23 protein-coding genes are annotated in these 23,767 nt (G+C 75.5%); 9 read left to right on the top strand and 14 right to left on the bottom strand.

All coding sequences use genetic code 11. From position 1 onward, the window contains the following. Positions 1-49: 49 nt before the first annotated feature. Positions 50-643 carry a hypothetical protein gene (locus tag ABC795_RS08255; RefSeq protein ID WP_347060516.1) on the bottom strand — a complete coding sequence of 198 codons (594 nt, stop codon included), beginning with the start codon at positions 641-643 and terminating at the stop codon, positions 50-52. 130 nt (positions 644-773) lie between these two features. On the opposite strand from ABC795_RS08255, the gene ABC795_RS08250 reads away from it, so the two are divergent. Beyond that, positions 774-1,691: an AEC family transporter gene (locus ABC795_RS08250; RefSeq protein ID WP_347060515.1), complete on the top strand. Its 918-nt coding sequence runs from the start codon at positions 774-776 to the stop codon at positions 1,689-1,691. A 27-nt stretch (positions 1,692-1,718) separates the two neighbouring features. Here the strand turns inward: ABC795_RS08250 and ABC795_RS08245 are convergent, their stop codons facing one another. Next, positions 1,719-3,398, bottom strand: a complete 1,680-nt coding sequence (locus ABC795_RS08245; protein WP_347060513.1) for an alpha-amylase family protein — start codon at positions 3,396-3,398, stop codon at positions 1,719-1,721. Continuing rightward, positions 3,395-4,387: a TIGR03885 family FMN-dependent LLM class oxidoreductase gene (locus ABC795_RS08240; protein ID WP_347060511.1), complete on the bottom strand. Its 993-nt coding sequence runs from the start codon at positions 4,385-4,387 to the stop codon at positions 3,395-3,397. Before ABC795_RS08240 ends, ABC795_RS08245 begins: the two co-directional genes overlap by 4 nt. A gap of 74 nt (positions 4,388-4,461) precedes the next feature. Between ABC795_RS08240 and hrpB the strand changes: the two genes are divergently transcribed. The 6 genes from hrpB (at position 4,462) to ABC795_RS08210 (ending at position 11,000) form a co-directional block, all read left to right on the top strand. After that, positions 4,462-6,951 carry an ATP-dependent helicase HrpB gene (hrpB, locus tag ABC795_RS08235; RefSeq protein ID WP_347060509.1) on the top strand — a complete coding sequence of 830 codons (2,490 nt, stop codon included), beginning with the start codon at positions 4,462-4,464 and terminating at the stop codon, positions 6,949-6,951. Positions 6,952-6,988: 37 nt separating this feature from the next. Continuing rightward, the gene (gene malQ / locus ABC795_RS08230; protein ID WP_347060508.1) at positions 6,989-8,815 is read left to right on the top strand and encodes a 4-alpha-glucanotransferase; all 1,827 of its coding nucleotides are present in this window, start codon (positions 6,989-6,991) and stop codon (positions 8,813-8,815) included. 395 nt (positions 8,816-9,210) lie between these two features. After that, positions 9,211-9,375, top strand: coding sequence for a hypothetical protein (locus ABC795_RS08225; protein WP_347060506.1), 165 nt, complete (start codon positions 9,211-9,213; stop codon positions 9,373-9,375). A 78-nt stretch (positions 9,376-9,453) separates the two neighbouring features. Continuing rightward, positions 9,454-9,654, top strand: coding sequence for a hypothetical protein (locus ABC795_RS08220; RefSeq protein ID WP_347060504.1), 201 nt, complete (start codon positions 9,454-9,456; stop codon positions 9,652-9,654). Positions 9,655-9,729: 75 nt separating this feature from the next. Then, positions 9,730-10,170: a hypothetical protein gene (locus ABC795_RS08215; RefSeq protein WP_347060502.1), complete on the top strand. Its 441-nt coding sequence runs from the start codon at positions 9,730-9,732 to the stop codon at positions 10,168-10,170. Continuing rightward, positions 10,170-11,000, top strand: coding sequence for a DUF998 domain-containing protein (locus ABC795_RS08210; RefSeq protein WP_347060696.1), 831 nt, complete (start codon positions 10,170-10,172; stop codon positions 10,998-11,000). Before ABC795_RS08215 ends, ABC795_RS08210 begins: the two co-directional genes overlap by 1 nt. A 15-nt stretch (positions 11,001-11,015) precedes the next feature. Here the strand turns inward: ABC795_RS08210 and ABC795_RS08205 are convergent, their stop codons facing one another. The 3 genes from ABC795_RS08205 to ABC795_RS08195 all read right to left on the bottom strand — a co-directional run bounded on the left by ABC795_RS08205 (position 11,016) and on the right by ABC795_RS08195 (position 13,693). Then, positions 11,016-12,038: a hypothetical protein gene (locus ABC795_RS08205; protein ID WP_347060501.1), complete on the bottom strand. Its 1,023-nt coding sequence runs from the start codon at positions 12,036-12,038 to the stop codon at positions 11,016-11,018. Between the two features lie 106 nt (positions 12,039-12,144). Then, a complete protein-coding gene (locus tag ABC795_RS08200; RefSeq protein WP_347060500.1) occupies positions 12,145-12,363 on the bottom strand; it encodes a hypothetical protein in 219 nt (72 codons plus the stop codon). Between the two features lie 583 nt (positions 12,364-12,946). Then, a complete protein-coding gene (locus tag ABC795_RS08195) occupies positions 12,947-13,693 on the bottom strand; it encodes an NAD(P)H-binding protein (protein ID WP_347060498.1) in 747 nt (248 codons plus the stop codon). 111 nt (positions 13,694-13,804) lie between these two features. Between ABC795_RS08195 and ABC795_RS08190 the strand changes: the two genes are divergently transcribed. Continuing rightward, a complete protein-coding gene (locus ABC795_RS08190) occupies positions 13,805-15,346 on the top strand; it encodes a UDP-N-acetylglucosamine 1-carboxyvinyltransferase (protein ID WP_347060497.1) in 1,542 nt (513 codons plus the stop codon). Positions 15,347-15,431: 85 nt separating this feature from the next. On the opposite strand, the gene ABC795_RS08185 is transcribed toward ABC795_RS08190, so the two are convergent. Together ABC795_RS08185 and ABC795_RS08180 are read right to left on the bottom strand one after the other, a co-directional pair. Further along, complete coding sequence (locus ABC795_RS08185; RefSeq protein WP_347060496.1) at positions 15,432-16,190, bottom strand: SDR family NAD(P)-dependent oxidoreductase; 759 nt, start codon at positions 16,188-16,190, stop codon at positions 15,432-15,434. A gap of 111 nt (positions 16,191-16,301) precedes the next feature. Then, complete coding sequence (locus ABC795_RS08180) at positions 16,302-18,113, bottom strand: helix-turn-helix domain-containing protein (protein ID WP_347060495.1); 1,812 nt, start codon at positions 18,111-18,113, stop codon at positions 16,302-16,304. A gap of 576 nt (positions 18,114-18,689) precedes the next feature. Here ABC795_RS08180 and ABC795_RS08175 point away from each other — a divergent pair. Continuing rightward, a complete protein-coding gene (locus ABC795_RS08175) occupies positions 18,690-19,511 on the top strand; it encodes a DUF2877 domain-containing protein (RefSeq protein ID WP_347060494.1) in 822 nt (273 codons plus the stop codon). 48 nt (positions 19,512-19,559) lie between these two features. Here ABC795_RS08175 and ABC795_RS08170 read toward each other — a convergent pair whose 3' ends face one another. From ABC795_RS08170 to ABC795_RS08145, 6 genes are all read right to left on the bottom strand, one after another. Further along, positions 19,560-20,012 carry an SSI family serine proteinase inhibitor gene (locus ABC795_RS08170; protein WP_347060493.1) on the bottom strand — a complete coding sequence of 151 codons (453 nt, stop codon included), beginning with the start codon at positions 20,010-20,012 and terminating at the stop codon, positions 19,560-19,562. Positions 20,013-20,054: 42 nt separating this feature from the next. Continuing rightward, the gene (gene hisG / locus ABC795_RS08165; RefSeq protein WP_347060492.1) at positions 20,055-20,921 is read right to left on the bottom strand and encodes an ATP phosphoribosyltransferase; all 867 of its coding nucleotides are present in this window, start codon (positions 20,919-20,921) and stop codon (positions 20,055-20,057) included. A 97-nt stretch (positions 20,922-21,018) separates the two neighbouring features. Then, complete coding sequence (locus tag ABC795_RS08160; RefSeq protein WP_347060491.1) at positions 21,019-21,282, bottom strand: phosphoribosyl-ATP diphosphatase; 264 nt, start codon at positions 21,280-21,282, stop codon at positions 21,019-21,021. After that, the gene (gene ribH, locus ABC795_RS08155; RefSeq protein WP_347060489.1) at positions 21,279-21,806 is read right to left on the bottom strand and encodes a 6,7-dimethyl-8-ribityllumazine synthase; all 528 of its coding nucleotides are present in this window, start codon (positions 21,804-21,806) and stop codon (positions 21,279-21,281) included. The genes ABC795_RS08160 and ribH overlap by 4 nt, the downstream gene beginning before the upstream one ends. Then, positions 21,803-23,146: a bifunctional 3,4-dihydroxy-2-butanone-4-phosphate synthase/GTP cyclohydrolase II gene (locus tag ABC795_RS08150; RefSeq protein WP_347060488.1), complete on the bottom strand. Its 1,344-nt coding sequence runs from the start codon at positions 23,144-23,146 to the stop codon at positions 21,803-21,805. Before ABC795_RS08150 ends, ribH begins: the two co-directional genes overlap by 4 nt. Beyond that, positions 23,143-23,766 (bottom strand): riboflavin synthase, encoded by a 624-nt coding sequence (locus tag ABC795_RS08145; RefSeq protein WP_347060487.1) that lies wholly within the window; start codon positions 23,764-23,766, stop codon positions 23,143-23,145. Before ABC795_RS08145 ends, ABC795_RS08150 begins: the two co-directional genes overlap by 4 nt. Between the last annotated feature and the right edge of the window lies 1 nt (position 23,767).

Raw genomic sequence — 23,767 nt, 5'->3', positions numbered from 1 at the left:
GCCCTCCCACGCGATCAGGACGTCGGGGAGGGCGCGACCGCCGAGGACGTCAGCGGGCGACGTAGGCGGACAGGAAGAGCACGAAGGCGCTGACCAGCAGCAGCAGCCGGGCCGGCGTCAGGCCGTTGACCAGCGTCGCGGTCGACTCCACCCACTGCGGCCGGACGCCGGCCTCCCGGGCGCGCTGCCGGACGATGCGCACCTCGTCGGCGAGCAGGACGCCGGATGCCCCGAGGAGGGTGAGCCCGACGACGGCGAAGGTCAGCGCCAGCCGGTCGCCGAAGGTGTCGGCCGAACCACCGAGCACCAGGACCACGACCAGCCCGAGCAGCAGGCCCAGCAGCCCGCCGGCGACCGGCGCCCACGGACCCATCACCGTCATCGGCCCGCGGCGGGGCATGCGCGGCCGCGGCCGGACACTCACCGGGGCCGTCGCGTGCATGCCGGGGACGACGTCGCCGTCGGCCGCGGGAGGCTCGCTGCCCTCGGGCGTGGCTGCCGGCGTGGCTGCCGGCGTGGCAGCCGGTTCGGGCGCAGCAGGTGCCGTCGCCGCCGCCTCCGGCGTCTCCGGGGCCTGGGGCCGCACGATCGGGATCTCCGCGGTGTTCGTGCCGACGGACGTGCTTCCGTTGCGTTCACTCATGACTCATCACCTCAGGCGCCACGCTAGGCGCACCGTCCCCACGCGCGAGGGAGGCCGCCCCGGCGGGCTCCTCACGCACGGTGATGCCGCGCCGGAGCGGCCGGTCCGCACGGCTGGCTAGGCTCCCCCGGTGAACGCGGCTGCACTGGTCCTGCCGGAGTTCGCCCTCATCCTCATCGGCCTGCTCCTCCGCCGTTTCGCGTGGCGGGCGCCGGGGTTCTGGGTCGACCTGGAGCGCCTCGTCTACTTCGTGCTCTTCCCGGCCCTCCTCTTCCGCACCACCCTGTCCGCCGATCTGGCCGCCGCGGGCTCCGGCGGGGTGCTGCTGGCCGCGCTGGGCGCCACCGGAGCGGGGGCCCTCCTGGGCGCGGCGGTCCGGTGGCTGCCGGGCGTCGACCGGATGACGGCGGCCTCGGGGTGGCAGACGACCTATCGGTTCAACACCTTCATCGCCCTCGCGCTGGTCGACGACCTCGGGATCGCGGCGCTGGCTCTCATGGGGGTGCTGCTCGGGGTCACGGTCCCGCTGGTCAACGTCCTGGCGGTCACGGCCCTGGCCCGCAGCGCGCCCGGCGGACCGGCCGGTGGACGCGGCCCGGGGGTCCTGGCCGCCGTCGTCCGCAACCCGTTGATCCTCGCCACGGTCGCGGGCCTGGGCGGCAACCTCCTCGGGCTGACGCTGCCGTCCCCGGTCGACGCGACGCTCGCCCGGCTGGCCGCCGCGGCGCTGCCGCTGGGGCTGCTCGCGGTCGGCGCGGCCCTGCGCCTGGGCGGCCTGCCGCGCGGGCAGCGCCTCATGGCCGCCTACCTCGGGGCGGTCAAGCTCCTCGCCGTGCCGGCGGTGGCCCTCGGCCTCGCGGTGCTGCTGGGCGTGGAGGGCGACCAGCGGTTCGTCGTCCTCGCCTTCGCCGCGGTGCCCCCCGCCACGGCGTCCTACGTCCTGGCCGCCCGGATGGGCGGGAACGGCGCCTTCGTGGCCGCGCAGGTGTCCGCGACGACGACGGCCGCGCTCCTCACCCTGCCGCTCTGGCTGGCACTCACCGGCTGACCCCGGGCGCGGTCGGCGGAGCGCCGCTCAGAGCAGCCGGCGGCTGTCCTCGCCGACCACCCGCAGCCAGCGGTAGCCGTACCCCTCCAGCGCCAGCTCTGCGGCGCCGTCGTCGCCCAGGCCGGTGCTCCCGGACGTCAGCAGGTCCTCCAGGCGGTGGCCGCTGTCGCAGCCGGGCACGGTCAGCGGCACCGCGCGCGGCTCCGGCCCGAGGTTGTGCACGGTGACCAGCGCCGCGTCGTCCCAGGTGCAGAGCAGGGCCAGCACCGCGGGGTGCGGCTGGTCGAGGACCGTGAACTCGCCCCAGCCGAGCTCCGGGGATTCCCGGTAGCGCCGGACTAGCAGCTTCATGAAGGACAGCAGCGACCCGGGGTGGCGGCGCTGGTCGGCGACGTTGACGAACTCGGGGGCGAATCCGCCGTCCACCACCGGCCGGGTCAGCCGGTCGGCCGGCGCCCGGGAGAAGCCGCCGTTGACCCCGCCGGTCCACTGCATGGGGGTGCGCACCGACAGCCGGCTGCCGGCCGAGAGGTCCTCCCCCATGCCGATCTCCTCGCCGTAGAAGAGCACCGGCGTGCCCGGCAGGGCGAACAGCAGGCTGTAGACCATCCGCACGCGGCGCGGATCGCCGGACAGCATCGGGGGCAGCCGGCGGATCAGGCCACGGTCGTAGACCTGCATCCGGGGCTCCGGACCGAACGCGGCGAAGACCTCGGCGCGCTCGTCGTCGGTCAGCTTGTCCAGGGTGAGCTCGTCGTGGTTGCGCACGAACGTGCCCCACTGGCTGTCCGGGGCGATCTCCGGCCGGGCGGCCAGCGCCCCGGCCAGCGGTCCGGCGTCGCCGCGGGCCAGGGACAGGTAGGTCTGCTGCATGGTGTTGAAGTCGAACTGCATGGTGAGCTCGTCGCCGTCCTGCCCGCCGAAGAATCGCACCTGCTCCTCGAAGGGCAGGTTCACCTCGCCGAGCAGCACGCCCGAGCCGGTCCGCCGGCCGAGGAAGGCACGCAGGGCCCGGAGGTACTCGTGCGGGTCGGGCAACCGCGCGGCCGAGTCCTCGTCCAGCCCGGCGGTCTCCAGCAGGAACGGCACGGCGTCCACGCGGAACCCCGACAGCCCCAGCTGCAGCCAGAACCCCATGATCTTGGCGATCTCGTCCCGGACCCGGGGGTTGGCCACGTTGAGGTCGGGCTGCTCGGAGTAGAAGCGGTGCAGGTACCACTCACCCGTCTCCGGGCTGTGCGTCCAGATGCCGCTCTCGGCGTCGGGGAAGACCACCTGGTCGCTGGTGTCCGGCGGCTCGTCGTCCCGCCACACGTAGAAGTCGCGGTACGGGGAGTCCTTGCTCTCCTTCGCCGACCGGAACCAGGGGTGCTGGTCGGAGGTGTGGTTGACGACCAGGTCGGCGATCACCCGGATCCCCCGGTCGTTCGCCGTCCGGATCATCTCGACCAGGTCGCCGTGGTCGCCCAGCCGGGGGTCGATCCCGTAGTAGTCGGTGATGTCGTAGCCGTCGTCCCGCCCGGCGGTCGGGTAGAAGGGCATCAGCCACAGGCAGGTGACGCCCAGGTCGGCGAGGTGGTCCAGCCGCTGCGCCAGGCCCTGCAGGTCGCCGACCCCGTCGCCGTTCCAGTCCATGAACGTCTCGACGTCCAGGCAGTAGACGACGGCGTTCTTCCACCACAGGTCCGACGTGTCGGTGATCCTCACCGCTGCACCGCCACCGCGGGGAACGGCGCCGTGACGCCGAGCTGGGGCAGGACGTGCTCGCCGAAGGCGTCGAGGAACGCCCGCTGCTCCACCCCGACGTGGTGCAGGTAGACGTGGTCGAACCCCAGGTCCACGTACTCCTGGAGCCAGGCCGTGTGCTGGCCGAGGTCGGCCGACACCCGGACCGCCTCCGTCACGTCCTCCCGGGTCACGTGCGCGCTGGCCTGCTCGAAGGCCTCCGGGCTGTCGAGGTCCCAGCACAGCGGGGGCGGGAAGACGTTGCTGCGCCACTGGTCGTGCGCGAGGCCCAGCGCACGGTCGGGGTCGGGGTCCCAGGAGACGTGCACCTGCAGGGCCAGCGTCCCCAGCCCCCCTGCGTCCCGGTAGGCGGCGATCATCTCGCGCAGCTTGTCGTGCGGCTGGTTGATGGTCACCAGGCCGTCGGCCCACGCGGCGCCGTTCCGCGCGGTGGCCACGCTGACCGCGGGGGCGATGAGGGCGGGCTGCTGCTCGGGCAGCGTGTAGATCTTCGCCCGGTCGACCGTGACCAGCCCGTCGTGGCTGACCTCCTCCCCCGCCAGCAGCGCACGGATGACCGCCACGCACTCCAGCAGCCGGGCATCGCGCACGTCCTTGCGCGGCCACTTGCCACCGGTGACGTGCTCGTTCATGGCCTCACCGCTGCCCAGGGCCACCCAGAACCGCCCCGGGAACATCGCGCCCAGGGTGGCGATCGCCTGCGCCACGATCACCGGGTGGTAGCGCTGGCCCGGTGCGTTCACCGCGCCGAACGGCAGGGACGTCGTCGCCATCGCCGCGCCGAGCCACGACCACGCGAACCCCGACTCCCCCTGCCGCGGGTTCCACGGGGTGAGGTGGTCCGAGCACATCGCGGCGGTGAAGCCCACCTCCTCGGCGTGCCGGACGGCGTCGAGCAGTACCGAGGGATGGACCTGCTCGTGCGAGTTGTGGAATCCGATCACCGGCATGGCCGATGCCTACCGGACCGGTGGCGCCCCTGCCAGGGGACGGACCCGGGCCGACCCCGCGGGAGACTGGGTCCGTGCTGCCACCACCGGGGATCCCGGGCACCGACCTGCCGGTGCGCTTCGCACTCCCCGCGCTGTCCGGCGCGCTCGCCGCGGCCGGTGCCGCCGTGCTCCTGTCGCCGCCGGGAACCGGGAAGACGACGCTCGTGCCCCTCGCCCTGGCCGGCACGGTGCCCGGGCGCGTCGTCGTCGCCGAGCCCCGCCGCGTCGCCGCCCGGGCCGCCGCGCGCCGGATGGCGGCCCTGCTGGGCGAGCCGGTCGGCGGTCGGATCGGGTACAGCGTCCGCGGGGAGAGCCGGCGCAGCGCCGCCACGCGCGTCGAGGTGGTCACCACCGGTCTGCTGGTCCGCCGCCTGCAGGCCGATCCGGAGTTGCCCGGGGTGGACGCCGTGCTGCTGGACGAGTGCCACGAACGGCACCTGGACACCGACCTCGCGCTCGCCTTCTGCGTGGACGTCCGGGACGCGCTGCGCCCGGGCCTGCGGCTGCTGGCCACGTCGGCGACGGCCGAGGCGCAGCGGCTGGCCGCCCTGCTCGGGAGGAACGGGGAGCCGGCCCCCGTCGTCGAGGCCCCCGGGGCGCTGCACGACGTCGATGTCCTCTGGGCGCCGCCCACCACCCCGGTCGATCCACCGCACGGCATGCGGGTCGACCCCCGCCTGCTGGGGCACGTCGCCGCGGTCGTCCGCCGGGCGTTGGCGGAGCGGGCCGGCGACGTGCTCGTCTTCCTGCCCGGTGCCGGCGAGATCAGCACGGTGGCCGGGCAGCTCGGCGGGGTCGGCGCCGACGTACTGGTGCTGCACGGCCGGCTGCCGGCCGCGGCGCAGGACGCTGCACTGCGACCGGGGCGCCGCCGCCGGATCGTCCTGGCGACGGCGCTGGCGGAGAGCAGCCTCACCGTGCCGGGGGTCCGCGTCGTCGTCGACGCCGGGTTGTCCCGGGTGCCGCGAGCCGACCTGTCCCGCGGCCTCGGCTCGCTGGTCACCGTCCGCGCCTCGCGGGCGTCGGTCACCCAGCGAGCCGGCCGGGCCGGCCGGGAGGCACCCGGCGCGGTCTACCGCTGCTGGACCGCCGCCGAGCACGACCGGCTCCCCGCCCACGACACGCCGGAGGTCGCCACCGCCGACCTCACCGCCTTCGCCCTGGAGCTGGCGTGCTGGGGTGCGCCGGAGGGGGGCGGCCTCGGCCTCCTCGACGCTCCCCCGTCCGCCGCCCTGCTCGTGGCCGGGCGGACGCTGCGGGCGATCGGCGCGGTGGACGACGACGGCCGGGCGACCGGCCGGGGGCGCGCGCTGACGGCGGCCGGGGTGCACCCGCGGTTGGCCCGCGCGCTGCTCGACGGCGCCCCGCTGATCGGCCGTCGCCGCGCCGCCGAGGTGGTCGCACTCCTCTCCGCGGACGTCGCCGTCCGCGGAGACGACCTGACCGCGACCTGGCGGGCGCTGCGCTCGGGTGCCGACCGCGGCGCCACCTCCCGCTGGCGGGAGGAGGTGGCCCGCCTCGAGCGGGCCACCGCGGACGCCGCCGCGCCCCGCCTGCCCGACGACACCGCCGCCGGCCTGGTGGTCGGCCTGGCCCACCCCGAGCGGCTCGCCCGGCGCCGGCCGGGGACCACCGGCACCTACCTCATGGCCGCCGGCACCGGCGCCGAGCTGGCACCGGGGACCGAGCTGACCGGTGCGCCCTGGCTGGCTGTCGCGGTCGCCGACCGGGCCCCCGGCCGGCGGGACGCCCGGGTGCGGTCGGCCGTGGCGATCGACGAGGCGACCGCCCTCGACGCCGCCGGCGCGCTCCACGAGGACCGGGACGAGGTGTCCTGGCGCGACGGCGACGTCCGCAGCGCCCGCGTGGAACGGCTGGGCGCGATCGTCCTGGCCGAGCGCCCGACGGGCGTGCCCGACCCGGCCGCCGTGGCGGCGGCGATCGCCGAGGGGCTGCGGCTGGAGGGCCTCGGGCTGCTCCGCTGGACACCCGCGGCACGACGGCTGCGCGAGCGCCTGGCGGCGGCGCACGCCGGCCTCGGGGACCCGTGGCCCGCCGTCGACGACGCAGCCCTGCTCGCCACGATCGACGTCTCCGGTGCCCGGAGCCGGGCCGACCTGTCCCGGGTGGACGTCGTCGCGGCGCTCCGGGCGCTGGTCCCCTGGCGCGTGGCCGGCGAGCTGGACGCCGTCGTCCCCGACACCGTGACGGTGCCCACCGGTTCGCGGATCCGCGTCGACTACACCGATCCGGAGGTGCCGACCCTCTCGGTGCGGCTCCAGGAGGTGTTCGGCTGGGCGGCGGCGCCGCGGGTCGCCGGCCGGCCGCTGCGGCTGCAGCTGCTCTCCCCCGCGCAGCGGCCGGTGGCCACCACCGCCGACCTCGCCGGCTTCTGGACCACCGGGTACCCCGCCGTCCGCAGCGAGCTCCGTGGCCGCTATCCCCGGCACCCCTGGCCGGAGCACCCGGCGACCGCACCGGCCACGAAGCGGGCAACGTCACGGGCGCGACCTCGCGGCTGAGGCTGCGGCCTGCCTCCACGCCGGAGAGGATCGACCGGTGACGAAGCCGACGACCGACGACTGGGGCATCGATGCGAGCTGGCTGGACGCGCTCGACGAGGAGCACCAGGTAGCGCAGGAGACCATCGAGAGGCTGCGGGCGGTCATCGGTGAGCCGCCGGCCGACCTCGAGGAGCGGGCGCCCATCGTCGCCCGCCCCGGTGACCCGCTCGAGGTGGACGAGGCCGACGTCGTCTGCGAGGACGGCGAGGTGCGGCACATCGACGGCGAGCTGCCGGAGGACTTCCCCCTCGGCTACCACTGGCTGCAGTCGCCGGAGGGACGCCGCCGCCGGCTGATCGTGTCGCCGGGCCGCTGCTGGCTGCCCGACGACCGCGCCTGGGGCTGGGCGGTGCAGCTGTACGCCGCCCGCGGTCGGGACAGCTGGGGCATCGGCGACCTGGGCGACCTGCGGACCATCCGGCAGATGGCCACCGAGCAGGGCGCGGGCTTCCTGCTGATCAACCCGCTGCACGCGGTCGCGCCGATCGCCGCGCAGGAGGCCAGCCCCTACCTGCCGGCCACCCGCCGGTTCCGCAACCCGATCTACCTGCGGGTCGACGAGGTGCCCGGCGCGGACGGCGTCGACGTGGAGGCCGACGCGGGCCGCGCCCTGTCCGACGGCGCCCTGATCGACCGCGACGCCATCTGGGCACGCAAGCGCGAGGTGCTCATGCGCATCTTCTTCGCCCACGGTGGCGGGGAGGCCTTCGCCCGCTGGCGGGAGGAGCAGGGGCGCACGCTGCAGGACTGGGCCACCTGGGCGGCGATCACCGAGGAGCACGGCGCCGACTGGCACACCTGGCCCGACGAGCTGCGCCGCCCCGACGGGCCGGGCGTCGCCGCCTACGCCGAGCAGCACGGCGCGGTCGTGGCCTTCCACGCCTGGCTGCAGTGGGCGCTGGAGCTGCAGTTCACCGCGGCCACCGACGGGATGACGGTCATCCAGGACCTGCCGATCGGCTTCGCCGGCGGCGGCGCCGACGCCTGGTCGTGGCAGGAGGTGCTCGCCGACGGCGTGAGCGTCGGCGCGCCGCCGGACGCGTTCAACTCCGCCGGGCAGGACTGGGGCTCTCCCCCGCTGATCCCGTGGCGGCTGCGCGACGCCGACTACGAGCCGTTCGTCCAGTCGATCCGCGCCACCATGGCCGGGGCCGGCGGCCTGCGCATCGACCACGTCATGGGGCTGTTCCGGCTGTGGTGGGTGCCGTCGGACGGCAGCGCGGCCGACGGCGCCTACGTCCGCTATCCCGCCGAGGACCTGCTCAACATCGTCGCCTTGGAGAGCCACCGCGCACAGGCGCTGGTGGTCGGCGAAGACCTGGGCACCGTCGAGGAGGGCGTCCGCGAGGCCATGGCCGAGCACGGGGTGCTCTCCTACCGGTTGCTGTGGTTCGAGGACGACGCCCCCGCGGAGTGGCCGGCCGAGGCGATGGCGGCGATCACCACCCACGACCTGCCGACGGTGGCGGGGCTGTGGACCGAGGCGGACGTCGACGAGCAGCGCGAGCACGGCACGGGTACCGACGAGGAGCTCGAGCGCGGTCGCAACTCGCTGCTGGCGCACCTGCCGGGGCTCTCCGACGACGCCACGGTCGAGCAGGCCGTGGAGCAGGCGCACGCCCTGCTGGCGACGGCGCCGTCGCTGCTGCTGTCGGCGACGCTGGACGACGCCGTCGGGGAGCAGCGCCGGCCGAACATGCCCGGCGCCGACGACCGGCCCAACTGGTCGCTGCCGCTGCCCGTGCTCGTCGAGGACCTGCCGGCGCACCCGCTGCTGCAGACGGTCGCCCGCACCCTCACCGAGGGCCTCGGCAGCGACTGACCCCGGGGACGCAGCCGGCGCGGCACCTCGTGGAGGTGCCGCGCCGGTTGCGTTCCGGGACCGGTCAGGTCAGGATTCGAGCCCGTCCGGTCCGCAGGGCCCTGGACGACCCGCGGACACCGGGGACGGCGCCCTCCGCGATCTCGCGGGGAGGCGCCCGTTCGCGTCCGCGGGCAGCACGCCGTCGAACGCCTGTTCGACCGGCGTGCGAGACTCCTCCCGTGGCGGGCGGGATGAACCGGGGGCGCGGCGGCCGCTCCCTGGGTGAGCGGGCGGCGGACTCGGGGGTGGTCCCCCAGCTCTCCCGCCCCCCGCTGGGCGATCCGGTTCCCCACACCCCCGTCGCGGACCGTCCGACGGCCACGGGCGACCACGGCGAGGGGCGCCATTGCTGGGTGCACGACCCCCCGGACTCCCCCGGCACCTGGCCGGGCCTGCTCGTCGAGTGGCGTCAGCGGGAGGGCGCCTGGCAAGGCCGGGTCGCCTACACGGTGAGCACCCCGCACGGGCCGGCGCTCGTCGAGGCCTGGCTGCCCGCGGCCCGGCTGGAGCCGAGGTGATCATCCTCCCGGTTAGCCGGGGCGGGTCGGGGCTATGGCTCCTGCCGACCGTATTCGATCGATCCGGAGGACGCCCCGATGACCGAGCCCCACGACCGCCCGAACCTCGACGACGTCATGGAGCCCGAGGAGAGCCCGACCCGCGACCGGACGCAGCACGCCAAGGACCCGCACCCCAGCGACGAGGTCCTCGAGCACCGCACCGAGCAGGAGCGCCAGGCGGTGGGGTCCGACGACGCCGACCCGGCCGGCGCCGACGTGCACTCGGCCACCGACTGAGCACCGCGCCCGGGTGGGGCGCCCCCGGCCCGGACGCGGCGGGAGCGCACCACCGGCCCGCGGGGAGTTGACGGCATGGCCCGGTTGACGGCCGCCGACGTCGCCTGCTGGCTGCTCAAGACCTCCACCCCGCCGGACGAGCTGTCTCCCGGCTGGGGCGCCGGGGAGGAGCGGCTGCTGGACCGCTGCCTGCGGCCGTCCTACCGCATCGGACTCCTGGCTCCCGGACAGCCCTGCCTGCTGTGGCTCAGCGGCCGCCACCACCCCGGGGTGCAGGCCCTGGGGACCGTGGCCGGCGCGGTCGACGACGGGCCGGGGGGCCCGTCCGTCCCCGTCCGCGTGCGCCTGCTCCACGAGCCGGTCCCCCGGGCCGAGCTGCTCGCCGATCCGGCGTTCGCCGACGCCGAGGTCGTCCGAATGGCCGCGGGTAGCAACCCCTCCTGGCTGTCGGCCGACCAGTTCGCCGCCGTCCTCGCCCGGGCCGACGGGCCCGGTTTGGGAGCATGGCGGGCGTGATGCCCAACCGCCTCCGCTGGGGCGCCCTCACCTGGGTGCTGACCCTCCAGTTCTTCGTCGTGGAGGCCGTCGCCCAGGCCCGCTACGCCGGCCCCTACTCCCGTGTCGACGACGTGATCAGCGCGCTGGGCGCGAGCGACTCGCCCGCCCGGCAGCTGATGAACGCCTCCTTCGTGGTGCAGGCCGCGCTCATCCTGGGTGGCGCCCTGCTGCTGCGTCCCGCGCTGCGCGGCAGCGCGTCCCGGGCGGTGCCGGTGCTCCTGGGGGTGGCCGCGCTGGGCGTGCTGCTGGTCGGCGTCTTCCCGACCGACGGCAACGGCACGCTGCACGCGATCGGCGCCGTCCTGTACCTGGTGGGCGGCGGGCTCGGCCTGGTCACGCTCGCCTACGCCGTCCGGCCCCGGTCCGAGGCGCTGGGCACCACCGTGGTCCTGCTGGGCATGGTGGCCGTCGCCACGACCATCTTCGTCCTGACCGGGGTCACCGGATTCCTCGGGGAAGGCGGCACGGAACGCGCCGCGGCCTATCCGCTGCCGCTCGCGCTGGCCCTGACCGGCGGCACGCTGTGGTGGCTCGCCCGGCGCGGCGACGCGGCGCCGGACGGGTCGGTACTGCGCCGGGAGCGGGCCCGGGAGCAGGCCCGCCGGTCGGAGGAGGCGCGCGCCCGCGACGCGGCGCTGGAGGCCGCCGCGGGCCGCGGTGCGACGGCGTCCCGCACCGGGCACACCGCACCGGCGGGGACCCGGGCCCGCGGCACCGGGCCCGAGGACGCCGAGCCGGGCGACGTCGACCCGGAGGACCCCTGGGCGCCCGCGCCCCAGGGCCGGTGACCGGCGCCGCCCCGATCAGCCTGCCGGTTCGAAGCGCAGCACGTCGCGCACCGGGCGCCGGCCGCTGACCGCGGGCGACGGCGCGTCGGGGTCCGGCTCGCGCGGGTAGCCCATGCGCAGCAGCATCTGCGGATGCCCGACCAGGGACAGCCGGGACTGCATCCGGGTCCGGGTCGCCGGCCAGTCGAGCGCCTGGGTGAGCGGCGAGGCGACCAGGCCGGCGGCGGTCACCTCCAGCAGCACGCGGCCCAGCGCGCGCCCCGCTCGCAGCCAGGCGGTGCGGTCGTCGCCGTCGGTACCCATCAGCACGACGGCCGGGCGTTCCACCTCCGGCGGCGGAGCGGTGGGGTCGCCGGCGGCCCGGAATGCGTGCTGCTCCCGGTGCCCGGCGACGAAGTCCCGGATCAGCCAGTTCGACGCCCGCTCCTGCGGGTCCTCGCTCGGCACCGCGCCGAGCGGCACGCCGTCCACGGCGGCGGGGTCGGTGCGCAGCCAGCTCTCCAACTCGGCGAGGTAGGCGGGGTCGCCCTGCTCCATCTCCTCGGCGCGGGAGATGAGGAAGACGGTGGCGACCTCCTCCTCCGAGCGCGCGATCGGCTTGACCCAGGTGCCGAAGGCACGCGCCTCGGCCTGCAGCCGCTCCAGCAGCTCCTCCGGCACGGCGCGCGCCGCGAACGGCGCGCGGACGGTGTGCCGGTTATCGATCGCCTCCGCCAGCGACCGGTCGTCGACCGACGCGTCACCGGCGGGGGTGATCCGGAGCGTCGCGAGATGGGTCGGCCCGGCGCCGTCGGGCAGCTCCTCGACCTCGGCGGCCCACCCGCGGGCGGCGAGCGCCACCACCGCGAACTCCAGGGCGATCCCGCAGCTGATCACCTGCTGCCGCCCGCTCGGGTCCAGCACCGGCAACGCACGGCCGGGATCGATGAACAGCTCGAGCCGGTCGGGCCCGGCCACGAACCGCCACGGCTGCGTGTTGTGGATCGACGGCGCCCGCGTGGCCGCCGCCACCACCTGCGCCCAGTCCTGCTCCTCCACCACGAACCTCCCGGCCGGTCGTCTCGGACGGCCATCGTCGATGGCCCCGGTGCCGTGCCTACCCCACGACCGCGGCGTCCTGCACACCCGGTCGTCGTCGGCGCGCCTACCGCTGGTCGGCGGCGCCGGCCCGGTCCGCCGGCATCCCGGCCGCCGGGACCAGCGGACGGGGAGACCTCCGGCGGGACACCGCCACCCCGACGAGGCAGACCGCGCCCCCGACGAGCGCGAGCGCCGGAGGCGCCTCCTCGAGCAGCAGCCAGCCGAGCAGGATGACCAGCGGCGGCACCAGGTAGGTGGTGACCCCGAGCCGGCCGGCGTCCATCCGGGAGAGCGCGTAGGCCCAGGTGCACGATCAGGAGCATCCCGCCGAACGCGGCGGTGATGCCGGCGACCAGCCGGCGCGGAAAGCCCTCGCCGAGCCACAACCCGGCGAAGACGGCGATGAGGATGGGGCCGATGTTCACCAGCATCGCCGTCGTCCCGGCGTCGAGGTGCTGCTCGGCCGCGTTGAGCGCCAGGTTGTAGACGGCGAACCAGCCGACGCCGCAGATCGCCAGCAGCCGCCAGTCCCGGGCCGCGGGCCGCACCCACCCACGGCGGGCGACCAGCAGGCCCAGCACGAGCGTGCCGACGAGCAGCCGGCCCAGCGCGAGGGCCCCGGGCGAGAGGTCGTCACCGACGGCGCGGATGCCGACGAACGCCGACGCCCAGGCGAGCACGGTGACGACGACGGCAAGGAGCGTGCGGCCGTCGGGAGCGGCGTCGGGGGTGGTCACGACCGGACCCTAGGGCGGTGGGCCGACGGAGCACCGGCGGGCTCCGGACACCCCACCCGGCCGGCGCTCCGCCCGCGACGAGTGGCAGGAACGCTGCGGTTCCGGCCCGGGACGAGGGGCCGCCGGGCGTCAGCCGCGCAGGTGCTCGGCCCAGGTCCGGCGTCCGCGCGCTCCGCGGACGGGCAGCGCCCCGCCGTCGCGCAGCGCCGCTCCGAGCCGCCCCGGCACCGGCGTGGCCACGACCCGCGCGTTCGGCGCCCGCACCTGCGCCCACGCCCGGGCGAGGTCGGCCACCGTGTGCTCCTCGGGCCCGGCGAACTCGACCACGTCGCCCGACGGCGCGGCCGTCACCAGCCCGGTCAGGTGCGCGGCGGCCTCGGTCACGTCCACCGGGCGCACCCGCCATCCCATGGGCACCGGTAGCAGCCGTCCGCGCCGCGCCGTCCCCAGGAGCTCGTCGACGAATCCGTGGAACTGGGTGATCCGCACCAGGGTGACCGGCAACGCAGAGGCGAGCAGCACCTGCTCGGCGGCGTACTTCGCGCGGTAGTAGCCCAGCGGCACCCGGTCGACGCCGACGATGGAGACGTACAGGAGGTGGCGCAGCCGGGACCGGTCGACCGCCTCGACCAGGCGGCGGGTGCCGGCGACGTCGACCTCCCAGGGGTCGCCGCGCGGATCGCTGGCCGCGTGCACGACCACCTCCGCGCCGCCGAGCGCCGGCTTCAGGTCCCGTCCGGTGGCGAGGTCGCCGCGGACCCCGCCCGGACCGGTGCCCCGGCGCGACATCTGGCGCACCTCGTGCCCGGCGTCCCGCAGCTGCGGCACCAGGTGCCGCCCGAGGCGGCCCGTGCCGCCGGTGACCAGTACGTCCACGGGTGCAGTCTCGCGCGCGCTCCGGCCTCTCGCCGCACGGCACGTCGGGCAGCATGGGCTCGTGCTGGGCGGCACCCGCTCGTCATCTCAGTTGTGAGATAGCGTGACCCGGTGACCCCCCTCGACTCCCCCGACGGCGGCATGCGGCGCATCGGGGCCCTGGTCCGCGACGCCCGCCGGCACCGGGGGCTCACCCAGCAGCAGCTCGCCGGCCGGTTGAACACCAGCCAGAGCGCCGTCGCCCGGATCGAGCAGGGCAGCCAGAACCTCACCCTCGACTTCCTCGGCCGGCTCTCCGCCGCGCTCGACAGCGAGCTGATCAGCCTCGGACCGGCCGGGCCCGCCCACCTCCGGGTGACCGGCGGGCGGCCGCTGCGCGGCACGGTCGCGGTCAAGTCGTCGAAGAACGCAGCCGTCGCCCTGCTGTGCGCCGCGCTGCTCAACCGTGGCCGGACGACCCTGCGGAACGTGTCGCGGATCGTGGAGGTCGAGCGGATCCTCGACGTGCTGCGCTCGATCGGCGTCTCCGCCACCTGGGACGCCGAAGGGCACGACCTCACGCTGGTGGTGCCCGACGAGCTCGACCTCGACGGCATCGACGCCGACGCCGCCCGCCGGACCCGCAGCATCATCATGTTCCTGGGTCCGCTGCTGCACCGGTCCGCCGGCTTCCGGCTGCCCTACGCCGGCGGGTGCGACCTCGGCACGCGCACCGTGCAGCCGCACATGATCGCGCTGCGCCCCTTCGGCCTGCAGATCGAGGCGCACGCCGGCGAGTACCAGGCCACCGTCGACGGCCCGCGCGCCGCCGACCGCACGATCGTCCTCACCGAGCGGGGCGACACCGTCACCGAGAACGCGCTGCTGGCCGCGGCCCGCGCCGAGGGGACGACGACCATCCGCAACGCCAGCTCCAACTACATGGTCCAGGACCTCTGCCTGTACCTGCAGCTGCTCGGCGTGGGTGTCGAGGGGTTGGGCAGCACCACCCTGGTCGTGCACGGCCGTCCGGTGCTCGACGCCGACGTCGACTACACGATCAGCGAGGACCCGGTGGAGGCGATGAGCCTGCTCACCGCCGGCATCGTGACGGGGTCGGAGCTGACGGTGGCGCGGGCACCGGTCGAGTTCCTCGAGGTGGAGCTCGCGGTGCTGGCCGAGATGGGGCTGCGCTACGACCTGTCCCCGGAGTACCTGGCCGACAACGGGCACACGCGCCTGGCCGACATCACCATCCACCCGTCCGAGCTGAAGGCGCCCATCGACAAGGTGCACCCGATGCCGTTCCCGGGCCTGAACATCGACAACCTGCCGTTCTTCGCCGTCATCGCCGCGCAGGCGCACGGCTCGACGCTGATCCACGACTGGGTCTACGACAACCGGGCGATCCACCTCTCCGACCTCACCCGGCTGGGCGCGGACGTCCGGCTGCTCGACCCGCACCGGGTGCTGGTCACCGGCCCGACCCGGTGGTCCAGCGCCGAGGTCGTCTGCCCGCCGGCCCTGCGCCCGGCCGTGTGCATCCTGCTGGCGATGCTGGCGGCGAAGGGGACGTCGGTGCTGCGCAACGTCGACATCATCGCCCGCGGCTACGAGCAGCTCTACGAACGGCTCGTGGAGATGGGCGCCGACATCGAGGTCTTCCGCGACTGAAACCGCCGATGATCAGGGTCATCCGGTCATCGGCGGTCCTCGGTCCTGGCTGCTGTGAGAGTGGCCGGGCCGGCCCCGGGCCCGCTCAGCGCTCCTGGTCGGTGGGGCGGACGAGCACCTCGTTGACCGCCACGTGCGGCGGCTGGGTGACGACGTAGACCACCGCGCGGGCGATGTCCTCGGCGTGCAGCGCCCGCATGCCGGCGTGCATCTTCTCCGAGGCGGCCTTCGCCTCGGGCTGGGTGATGTGCGACGTCAGCTCGGTGGTGACCGCGCCGGGCTCGACGAGGGAGATCCGCACGCCCCGGCCGGTGACCTCCTGCCGCAGTGACTCGCTGAAGGCGTTCACCGCCCACTTGCTGGCGTTGTAGACACCGGCGCCCTTGCGGGCCTGCCGTCCGGCCACGCTGGACACGTTCACGATGTCACCGGCGCCCTGCTCGACCATCCCGTCGAGAGCCGCGTGGGTCATGTACAGGACCCCCATGACGTTGGTCTGGATCATCCGGCGCCAGTCCTCGGTGTCCGCGCCCACCACGGTGCCCAGCAGCATCACGCCCGCGTTGTTCACCAGGACGTCGAGGCCGCCGAGCTCCGACCGCGTGCGGGTCACGGCGTCGGCGCAGGCCTGCTCGTCGGTGACGTCGAGCGCCAGCTGCAGCACCGCAGCACCGCTGTCGCGGAGCCGGGCGGCCAGCTCGTCGAGGCGGTCGGTGCGCCGGGCACCGATGGCGACGGCGGCACCGGCCGCGGCCAGCGCGACCGCGGTCGCCGCACCGATGCCCGATGACGCCCCGGTGACCAGGGCCACCTTGCCGGCGAGCGGACGTTCGGCCTGCGTCATGTGGACCTCCTCCCGCGCCGCCCCGTGCGGCACCCCGCACCACCCTGCCCGGCGACGGGCCGGCCCGCTCCCCGGGCGGCGGCCCGGCGGGGTCGCGCGCTGGATGTACCGCTAGACCAGCGCCTCGAGCCCGTCGTGGGGCAGCGCCAGCCCACCGTCCAGCGGCGGTCGGGCCAGCTGGTCCAGACCGCGCATGCGGGCCGCGTGCAGGGCCAGGAGCAGGTTCAGCCGGAGGGTCGGGTCGGTGGTGAACGGACCGAGGATCCGCTCCAGCTTCCCGATCCGGTACCGCATGGTGTTGTAGTGGAAGTGCAGCCGGCGGGCGGACTCCGCGACGTTGAGGTTGGTCTCCAGCAGTACCCGCAGCGTCTCCCGCAGATCGGCGGAGTCGGCATCCCCGGCGTCGGCCAGCGGGCCGAGCACCTCGTCGACGTAGGAGCGCAGCTCGGTGCTGTCGGGGATCAGCGAGAGCAGCCGGAACACCCCGAGCTGGTCGAAGTGCGTGACGGCCGACCCGCCGTGGATCTCCTGGCCCACGCCGAGCGCGCGCTGCGCCTGCCGGTGGGCCTCGGCGAGCTCCGAGAGGTTGCCCGCGGGACGGCCGATGCCCGTGCCCAGCAGCCGGCCGACCCGGCGCAGCCGGCCGTTCACGCGGGAGGTCACCGCGGACACGACGGCCGACAGCTCCTCCGGCGTCCGCCCGTCCAGCGGGACCAGGGTGACGATCTCGGTCGCGAGCCCGGCGACGGCGGCCCCGGCCACCTCGGGCTCCAGCGCCGCCCGCCACCCGTCGGCCAGCCGATCCAGGACGTCGAGGGCGCGGGTCGGATCGGCCGCGGCGTCGGCGACGGTCTCGGTCGCGGTGACGAGGACGGCCACCGGGCCGTCGAGCCGCCAGCCGAAGGACCGGGTGTAGGCCAGCGTCCGCTCGGTGTGCCCGACGGAACCACCGACGAGCCGGCGCACGAGGTCGCCCTGGAAGCGCAGCTCCACCGAGTGCACCGCCTGCAGCCGGATGACCGAGAGGGCGGCGATGACGGCAGCCCGCTCCAGCACACCACCGGCGCCGAGCATCATCGCGCCGGTCCGGTGCACCGCGACGAGCCAGCCGTGCCGCTGGTCCCCGGCCATGATCGGCGCGACCGCGTACTCACCCACGCCGCCGGGCAGCTGGTGGTGCCCGGGGACGAGCAGGATGCCGTCGGCCGGCGAGAGGTCGGCGTCGGCGAGCACGTCGGCCGGGGTGACCACGATCTGGTCGGCCCGGACGCCCGAGAGGCGGCGGGACGGGGCGAGCTCGGCCAGGGCGTCGTCGGCGGCGGCGTCCAGCAGCCACAGCCACTCGCTGATCTCGGCGACGTCGTCGCTCGGGCCCGCGCTGGTGACCACCTCGCGGTCGGGCCCCAGGCCGAGCACGGCGGCGCCCTCGAGCATCACGGCCAGCCGCTGGGTCACCTCCGCCAGCCCTCCGCCCGTGAGGGCCACCCCGATGAACTCGTGGTCCATGCGGGAGGAGAGCGCGAGCGCCTGCCCCTGCTTGGCGACGACCGTGCCGAGGACCTCGGAGACGATCTCGTCGATCCGGGCGCCCGCGGGCAGGGCCAGCACCGGCAGCCCGCGGCGGTCGGCCTCGGCGAGGACCTCGGCGGGCAACGGCGCAGCCCCGTCGGTGCGCCGGTAGGCCAGCCCAGCGGTGCCGGCCGCGTCGAGCCGCTGGACGAGGGCGCGGCAGCCGGCCGGATCGGCCTGCGGAAGTCGGGCGCCCAGCACGACGAGGACGTCGGGACCGGCGGCCGCCAGCGGCTCGGCCGGGTTGTCGACGACCATGTGCCGGATCGAGCGGCTCAGCCCGGACGCACCGGCGGCCACCGACGCGCCGTCCAGGACCGGGAGCCCGAGCGCCTCCTGGACGGTCAGACCCATGCGCTGCTGCCAGCTCGAGCGGTCGTCCCGGGATTCGATGCGGGGCGACTCGTCGACCGCCCAGTTGCGACGGAACGGGGCGGTTCCATTGCCCTGAGTTGCAGCGGCCTGAGTCACATCACTCCGGGTCACGAGGCATCCCCTTTCGGTCGTCGTCCAGGGTGCCACACCACAGGATCCTGTCAGGTGTCCCCGGACGCCGAACCCCATTCTTGGCGACATCCGCCATAAGAGGGCGTGCGACGCGCCGCTTAGGTTCGACCTCGATCCACCCGCTCGCTGGATGGTAGGCGTTCCGTCAGGAGGCGCGTGCACCGTCCCCGCGGGCGGGGGGACCGAGGGGCGGAGCGTCTATCCAGGGCCTCCGTCGTCCCGTCGGGTGGAGGGCGACCCATGTGCGCGATCGACGACACCGAAGTCCGTACCGGCCCCGGTGAGGGCCCTGCACTCCGTGGCCGCGCCTCACGCGCAGGCCTGCCGACCATCCCCCTCCCCCGGGCGGGGGCACGCGCCGCGGCCCGCACGGCACCGGCCTCGAAGGCACCGGCCGCGGTTCCCGCCGCGGCGAGCACGGGCGTGGCGGACCTGCTGCGGGGGCCGGTCCGCCCGGCACGGGTGCTGCTGACCGGCCCGGCCGCCGTCTACGTGCAGGTCGTGGGCGAGCGCGGCGGCGGCGACGTCGTCGGTGTCCTCACCAGCGACGCCGCGCGGGTCCCCCTGGGGTGCGTCCTCTTCCGCCCGAGCAACGGCCGGCCGCTCGTGGCCCTGCCCACAGGAGCGCCCGCCGAGGTGGGCGCCGGGCGCGTCGTCGTCGGCGACCTCGCGGTCAGCGCGGCCTCCTGGTGGGACCCCCGGCCGCGGCTGCCCGGGGGGCACCCGGCGCTCCTGCCCGAGGGCGTCCGCCAGCTGCGCACCACCCTGTACGGGGAGGGCGTGCCGCACAGCTCGTTCACGCTGCCCGGGCTGCCGACCGGTCCCGGCGGCCCGCTGGCGGCCCTGCGCGGCGCCGTCCGCCGCGCCGACCTGGAGGCGGCGCTGCGCACCGCCACCCGGCTGATCGGTCTCGGACCGGGGCTGACCCCGGCGGGGGACGACGTCATGGCCGGCACGATCGCCGGGCTGGTGCTGCTGGGTCACCCGGCCGCCGACAGGTTCGCCGCCGGCGTCTGCTCGCTGGCCGCCGGTCGCACCACGGAGCTGTCGCGGGCCCTGCTGCGACACGCGGCCGCCGGGCAGGTGAGCGGTGAGTACGCCGCCGTCCTGCGCGGACTGGTCGGCGAGCGCCCGCTGGCGCCGGCGATCGAGCGGCTGCTCGCCACCGGCGCCACCAGCGGCCGGGCCATGGCGCTGGGCCTGTGCACGGCCATCGACCTGGTGGACCGCACCACCCGCCGCTGACCAGCGACCCGCTGTCCGCTCCACCCGGCGGGCGCGGCGGATCCGCTCTCAGGCCTGCGGCTCGACGCCCACCGGCACCGGCAGGACGGGGCCGAGGGCGTCCCACTGCGCGATGCGGCAGCCGTCGACCCGGGACAGCTCCAGTTCGACGGGGGTTCCTCGCCACGTCCCGGTGATCCGTGCGGTCTGCGCGCCGCCGTACTGCTCGGTGCACATGGCGTCGCCCGGTACGGGCGCGAACGGATCGCTCATCCCCTCGAGGTGCGCGCAGGCCGCCTCCGCCTGCGGGTGGCTCCCCGCGACGACGCCGGCGCAGCGGAGCGTCCAGGTCTGCGGCGGCGACCCGTTCCCGCGGTCGACCTCGATGCGCAGGTGGTCGTCGGCCTGCGAGATCCCCGACGCGGCCCCGCCGTCGGTCCCGCCGGCCGCTCCGGAGCCGGAGGCGCAGGCGGCGAGGACCAGGAGCGGGGTCAGGAGGGCGAGCGGCGGAAGACGTCGCATACCGGTGCGAGACGAACGCCGCCGCTGCGCGGTTCCGCGGCCTCAGATGCGCGAGGCGTGGATGCTCGTGACGAGGATGGCCCGGGCACCGAGCTCCCAGAGCTCGTCCATCACCCGGTTGGTCTCGGTGCGGGCGATCATCGCGCGCACGGCCGACCAGCCCGGCGTCTGCAGGGGGCTCACCGTCGGGCCCTCGATGCCCGGGGTGACGGCGGTGGCCTTCTCGAGCAGCTCGTTCGGGCAGTCGTAGTCGAGCATCACGTACTGCCGCGCGACCAGGACCCCGCGCAGCCGGCGGCGCAGCTGGGCGACGGCGGGGATCTCCTCGGCGCCCTGCCGGCGGACCAGCACGGCCTCGCTGGTGAGCACCGGGTCGCCGATGATGTGCAGGCCTGCGGCCCGCAGCGTCGTGCCGGTCTCCACCACGTCGCAGACGGCCTCCGCCACCCCGAGGCGGCAGGCGGTCTCCACCGCGCCGTCGAGCTTGACCACCCCGGCGGAGATGCCGGCGTCGTCGAGGAACCGCTGCAGCAGCACCGGGTAGGCGGTGGCGATCCGCTTGCCGGCCAGCTGCTCCACCCGCTCGATGCCGGACTCCACCGGGCTGGCGAAGCGGAACGACGACCGGCCGAACCCCAGCGGCATGACCTCCACCGCGGCCGGGCCCTCGCCGTCGGCCGGGGCGGTCTCCAGCAGCATGTCGCGGCCTGTGATGCCGACGTCCAGCGTGCCGGCGGCCACGTACACCGCGATGTCGCGCGGGCGCAGGTAGAAGAACTCGGTGTCGTTGTCCGGGTCGTAGACCGCGAGGTCCTTGGTGCTGCGCCGCTGGCGGTAGCCGCTCTCGGCGAGCATCTCCGCCGCCGGCTCGCTCAGGACGCCCTTGTTGGGCACGGCGATGCGCAGCAAGTGACAGCTCTTTCGTCGAGGTGGGTACTCGGTCAGGCCCCGTCCCGAGGCTCGCCCCGAGCTTGCGAGGGGTGAGGAGGACGGGGTCCTTCTGCTTTCAGAGGTGAGCGTAGACGTCGTCCAGCGTGAGCCCCCGGGCCAGCATGAGCACCTGCACCCGGTAGAGGAGCTGGCTGATCTCCTCGGCGGTGCGGCTGGCGCCTTCGTGCTCGGCCGCCATCCAGGACTCGGCGGCCTCCTCGACGACCTTCTTGCCGGCGGCGTGCACGCCGTCGCGCACGGCCACGACGGTGCCGGACGCGGGGTCCCCGGCCTCGACCTTGGCGGCCAGCTCGGTGAACAGGGTGTCGAAGGTCTTCATGCTCGGGCCTCCTGGCCGGCCGGTGCGACGCCGAACCCGGTCGGCCGCTGCGGGCCGCGCAGCTCCCGCAGGGTGAGGGCGGTGGCCAGGGCGGCGATCGCGGCCTCCCAGCCCTTGTCCTCGGCCGATCCGGGCAGGCCGGCGCGGTCGCGGGCCTGCTCCTCGGTGTCACAGGTGAGGACGCCGTTGCCGACGGGCTTCCCGGCGTCCAGGGCCACCCGGGTCAGCCCCGCCGTCACGGCGTCGCAGACGTACTCGAAGTGCGGCGTGCCGCCGCGGACGACGACCCCGAGGGCGACGACGGCATCGTGCCGCTCGACCAGTGCCTGGGCGACGACGGGCAGCTCGACCGCACCCGGCGCGCGGACGACCGTGGGCGAGGGCACGCCGCTGGCCTGCGCCGCCTCGACGGCGCGGGCCAGCAGCGAGTCGGTGAGCTCCGCGTGCCAGGTGGTGGCCACGATGCCGAGCGTCAGCCCGGTCGCGTCGACGGCGGTGACCTGCGGAGCGCCGGCGCCGCTCATGCCGGCTGCTCGTTCTGGCCCAGCGGGACGTCCGTACCCGGCACCGTGGTGGCGCCCGGGGCGTCGGCCGGGGCCGGCACCGGGATGTCCGCCGGGCCGGACTCGGTCTCCGGCTCGATGATGTCGAGCAGGTGCCCCATGCGGTCGCGCTTGGTGCGCAGGTAGCCGAGGTTCTCCGCCGTGACGTGGCTCGGCAGCGGCACCCGGCCGAGCACGCGGAGGCCGTAGCCCTCGAGCCCGGCGCGCTTGGCGGGGTTGTTGGTCAGCAGCCGCATGGTGTGCACACCGAGGTCGACCAGGATCTGCGCCCCGGTGCCGTAGTCCCGGGCGTCGGCGGGCAGGCCGAGGTCGAGGTTGGCGTCGACGGTGTCGACGCCCATGTCCTGCAGCTGGTAGGCCTGCAGCTTGTGCAGCAGGCCGATTCCCCGGCCCTCGTGCCCGCGGATGTAGAGCACGATGCCGCGGCCCTCGTGGGCGACGGCGGTGAGCGCCGCCTGCAGCTGGGGGCCGCAGTCGCAGCGCAGCGAGCCGAAAACGTCGCCGGTGAGGCACTCGGAGTGCACGCGCACCAGCACGTCCTCGCCGTCGCCGATGTCGCCGTAGACGAAGGCGACGTGCTCCCGCTCGTCGTAGGAGCTCCGGTACCCGACGGCGGTGAAGGTGCCCGGGGCCAGCGGCACGATCGCCTCGGCCACCCGCTCGACCAGCTTGTCGAACCGCTTGCGGTAGGCGATCAGGTCGGCGATGGAGATCAGGCAGAGGTCGTGCTCGTCGGCGAAGACGCGCAGCTCCTCGCTGCGGGCCATGCCGGTCGGGTCCTTCTCGCTGACGATCTCGCAGAGGACGCCGGACGGGCGCAGCCCGGCCAGCACCGCGAGGTCGACGGACGCCTCGGTGTGCCCGGGGCGACGCAGCACGCCGCCGTCGCGGGCGCGCAGCGGCACCACGTGCCCGGGCCGGGCGAGGTCGGCCGAGGTGGTCTCGGCCGCGGCGAGGGTCCGGATGGTGTGGGCGCGGTCGGCGGCGGAGATGCCGGTGGTGACGCCCTCGCGGGCGTCCACGGTGACCGTGTAGGCGGTGCCGAGGCGGTCCTGGTTGACCCGGTGCATCGGGGGCAGGTCCAGCCGGTCGGCGTCGGCCTCGGTCACGGCCACGCAGACGTAGCCGGAGGTGTACCGGACCATGAACGCCACCAGCTCGGGGGTGGCGAGCTCGGCGGCGAAGATCAGGTCGCCCTCGTTCTCACGGTCCTCGTCGTCGATCACGACGACCGGCTTGCCACTCTTGATCGCGGCGAGTCCGGCCTCGATGGAGTCCAGCCGGGTGCGGGGCTCGCTCATCGGCGGACCTCCAGCAGGCGTTCCACGTACTTGGCGATCACGTCGACCTCCAGGTTGACGGGCTCCCCCGTGGCGCGCGCGCCGAGCGTGGTCTCGCGGAGGGTGGTGGGGATGAGGCTGACCTCGAACCAGGGCTCGGGGACCGTGGCCGCGCTGACCGCGCTCACCGTGAGCGAGACGCCGTCGACGGCGACGGAGCCCTTCTCGACGACGTAGCGGGCCAGCCCAGCCGGCAGCGCGATGCGCACGACCTCCCAGTGCTCGCCCGGCGTGCGGGACACGATCCGGCCCAGGCCGTCGACGTGGCCCTGCATCAGGTGCCCGCCGAGCCGGGTCTGCGGGCTGACGGCGCGCTCCAGGTTGACCGGCGCGCCGTCGCTGACCGCGCCCAGGCTGCTGCGGCGCAGCGTCTCGGCCATGACGTCGGTGGTCCAGATGCCGGCGCCGTCGGCGTCGGGCTCGACGCCGGTCACGGTGAGGCAGACGCCGTTGACCGCGATGGAGTCGCCCAGCGACACGTCGGTCAGGACGGTGCGTGCGCGGATCCGCAGGACGGCGGAGTCGCCGCGGTCCTCGCGAGCGGCCAGGGTGCCCACCTCTTCGACGATGCCGGTGAACACC

Origin of the sequence: Blastococcus sp. HT6-30 (assembly GCF_039729015.1) — a bacterium.
Lineage (GTDB): Bacteria > Actinomycetota > Actinomycetes > Mycobacteriales > Geodermatophilaceae > Blastococcus.
Note: the sequence above shows the minus strand (reverse complement) of the source record. Positions and strands in the feature narration are given on the sequence as shown.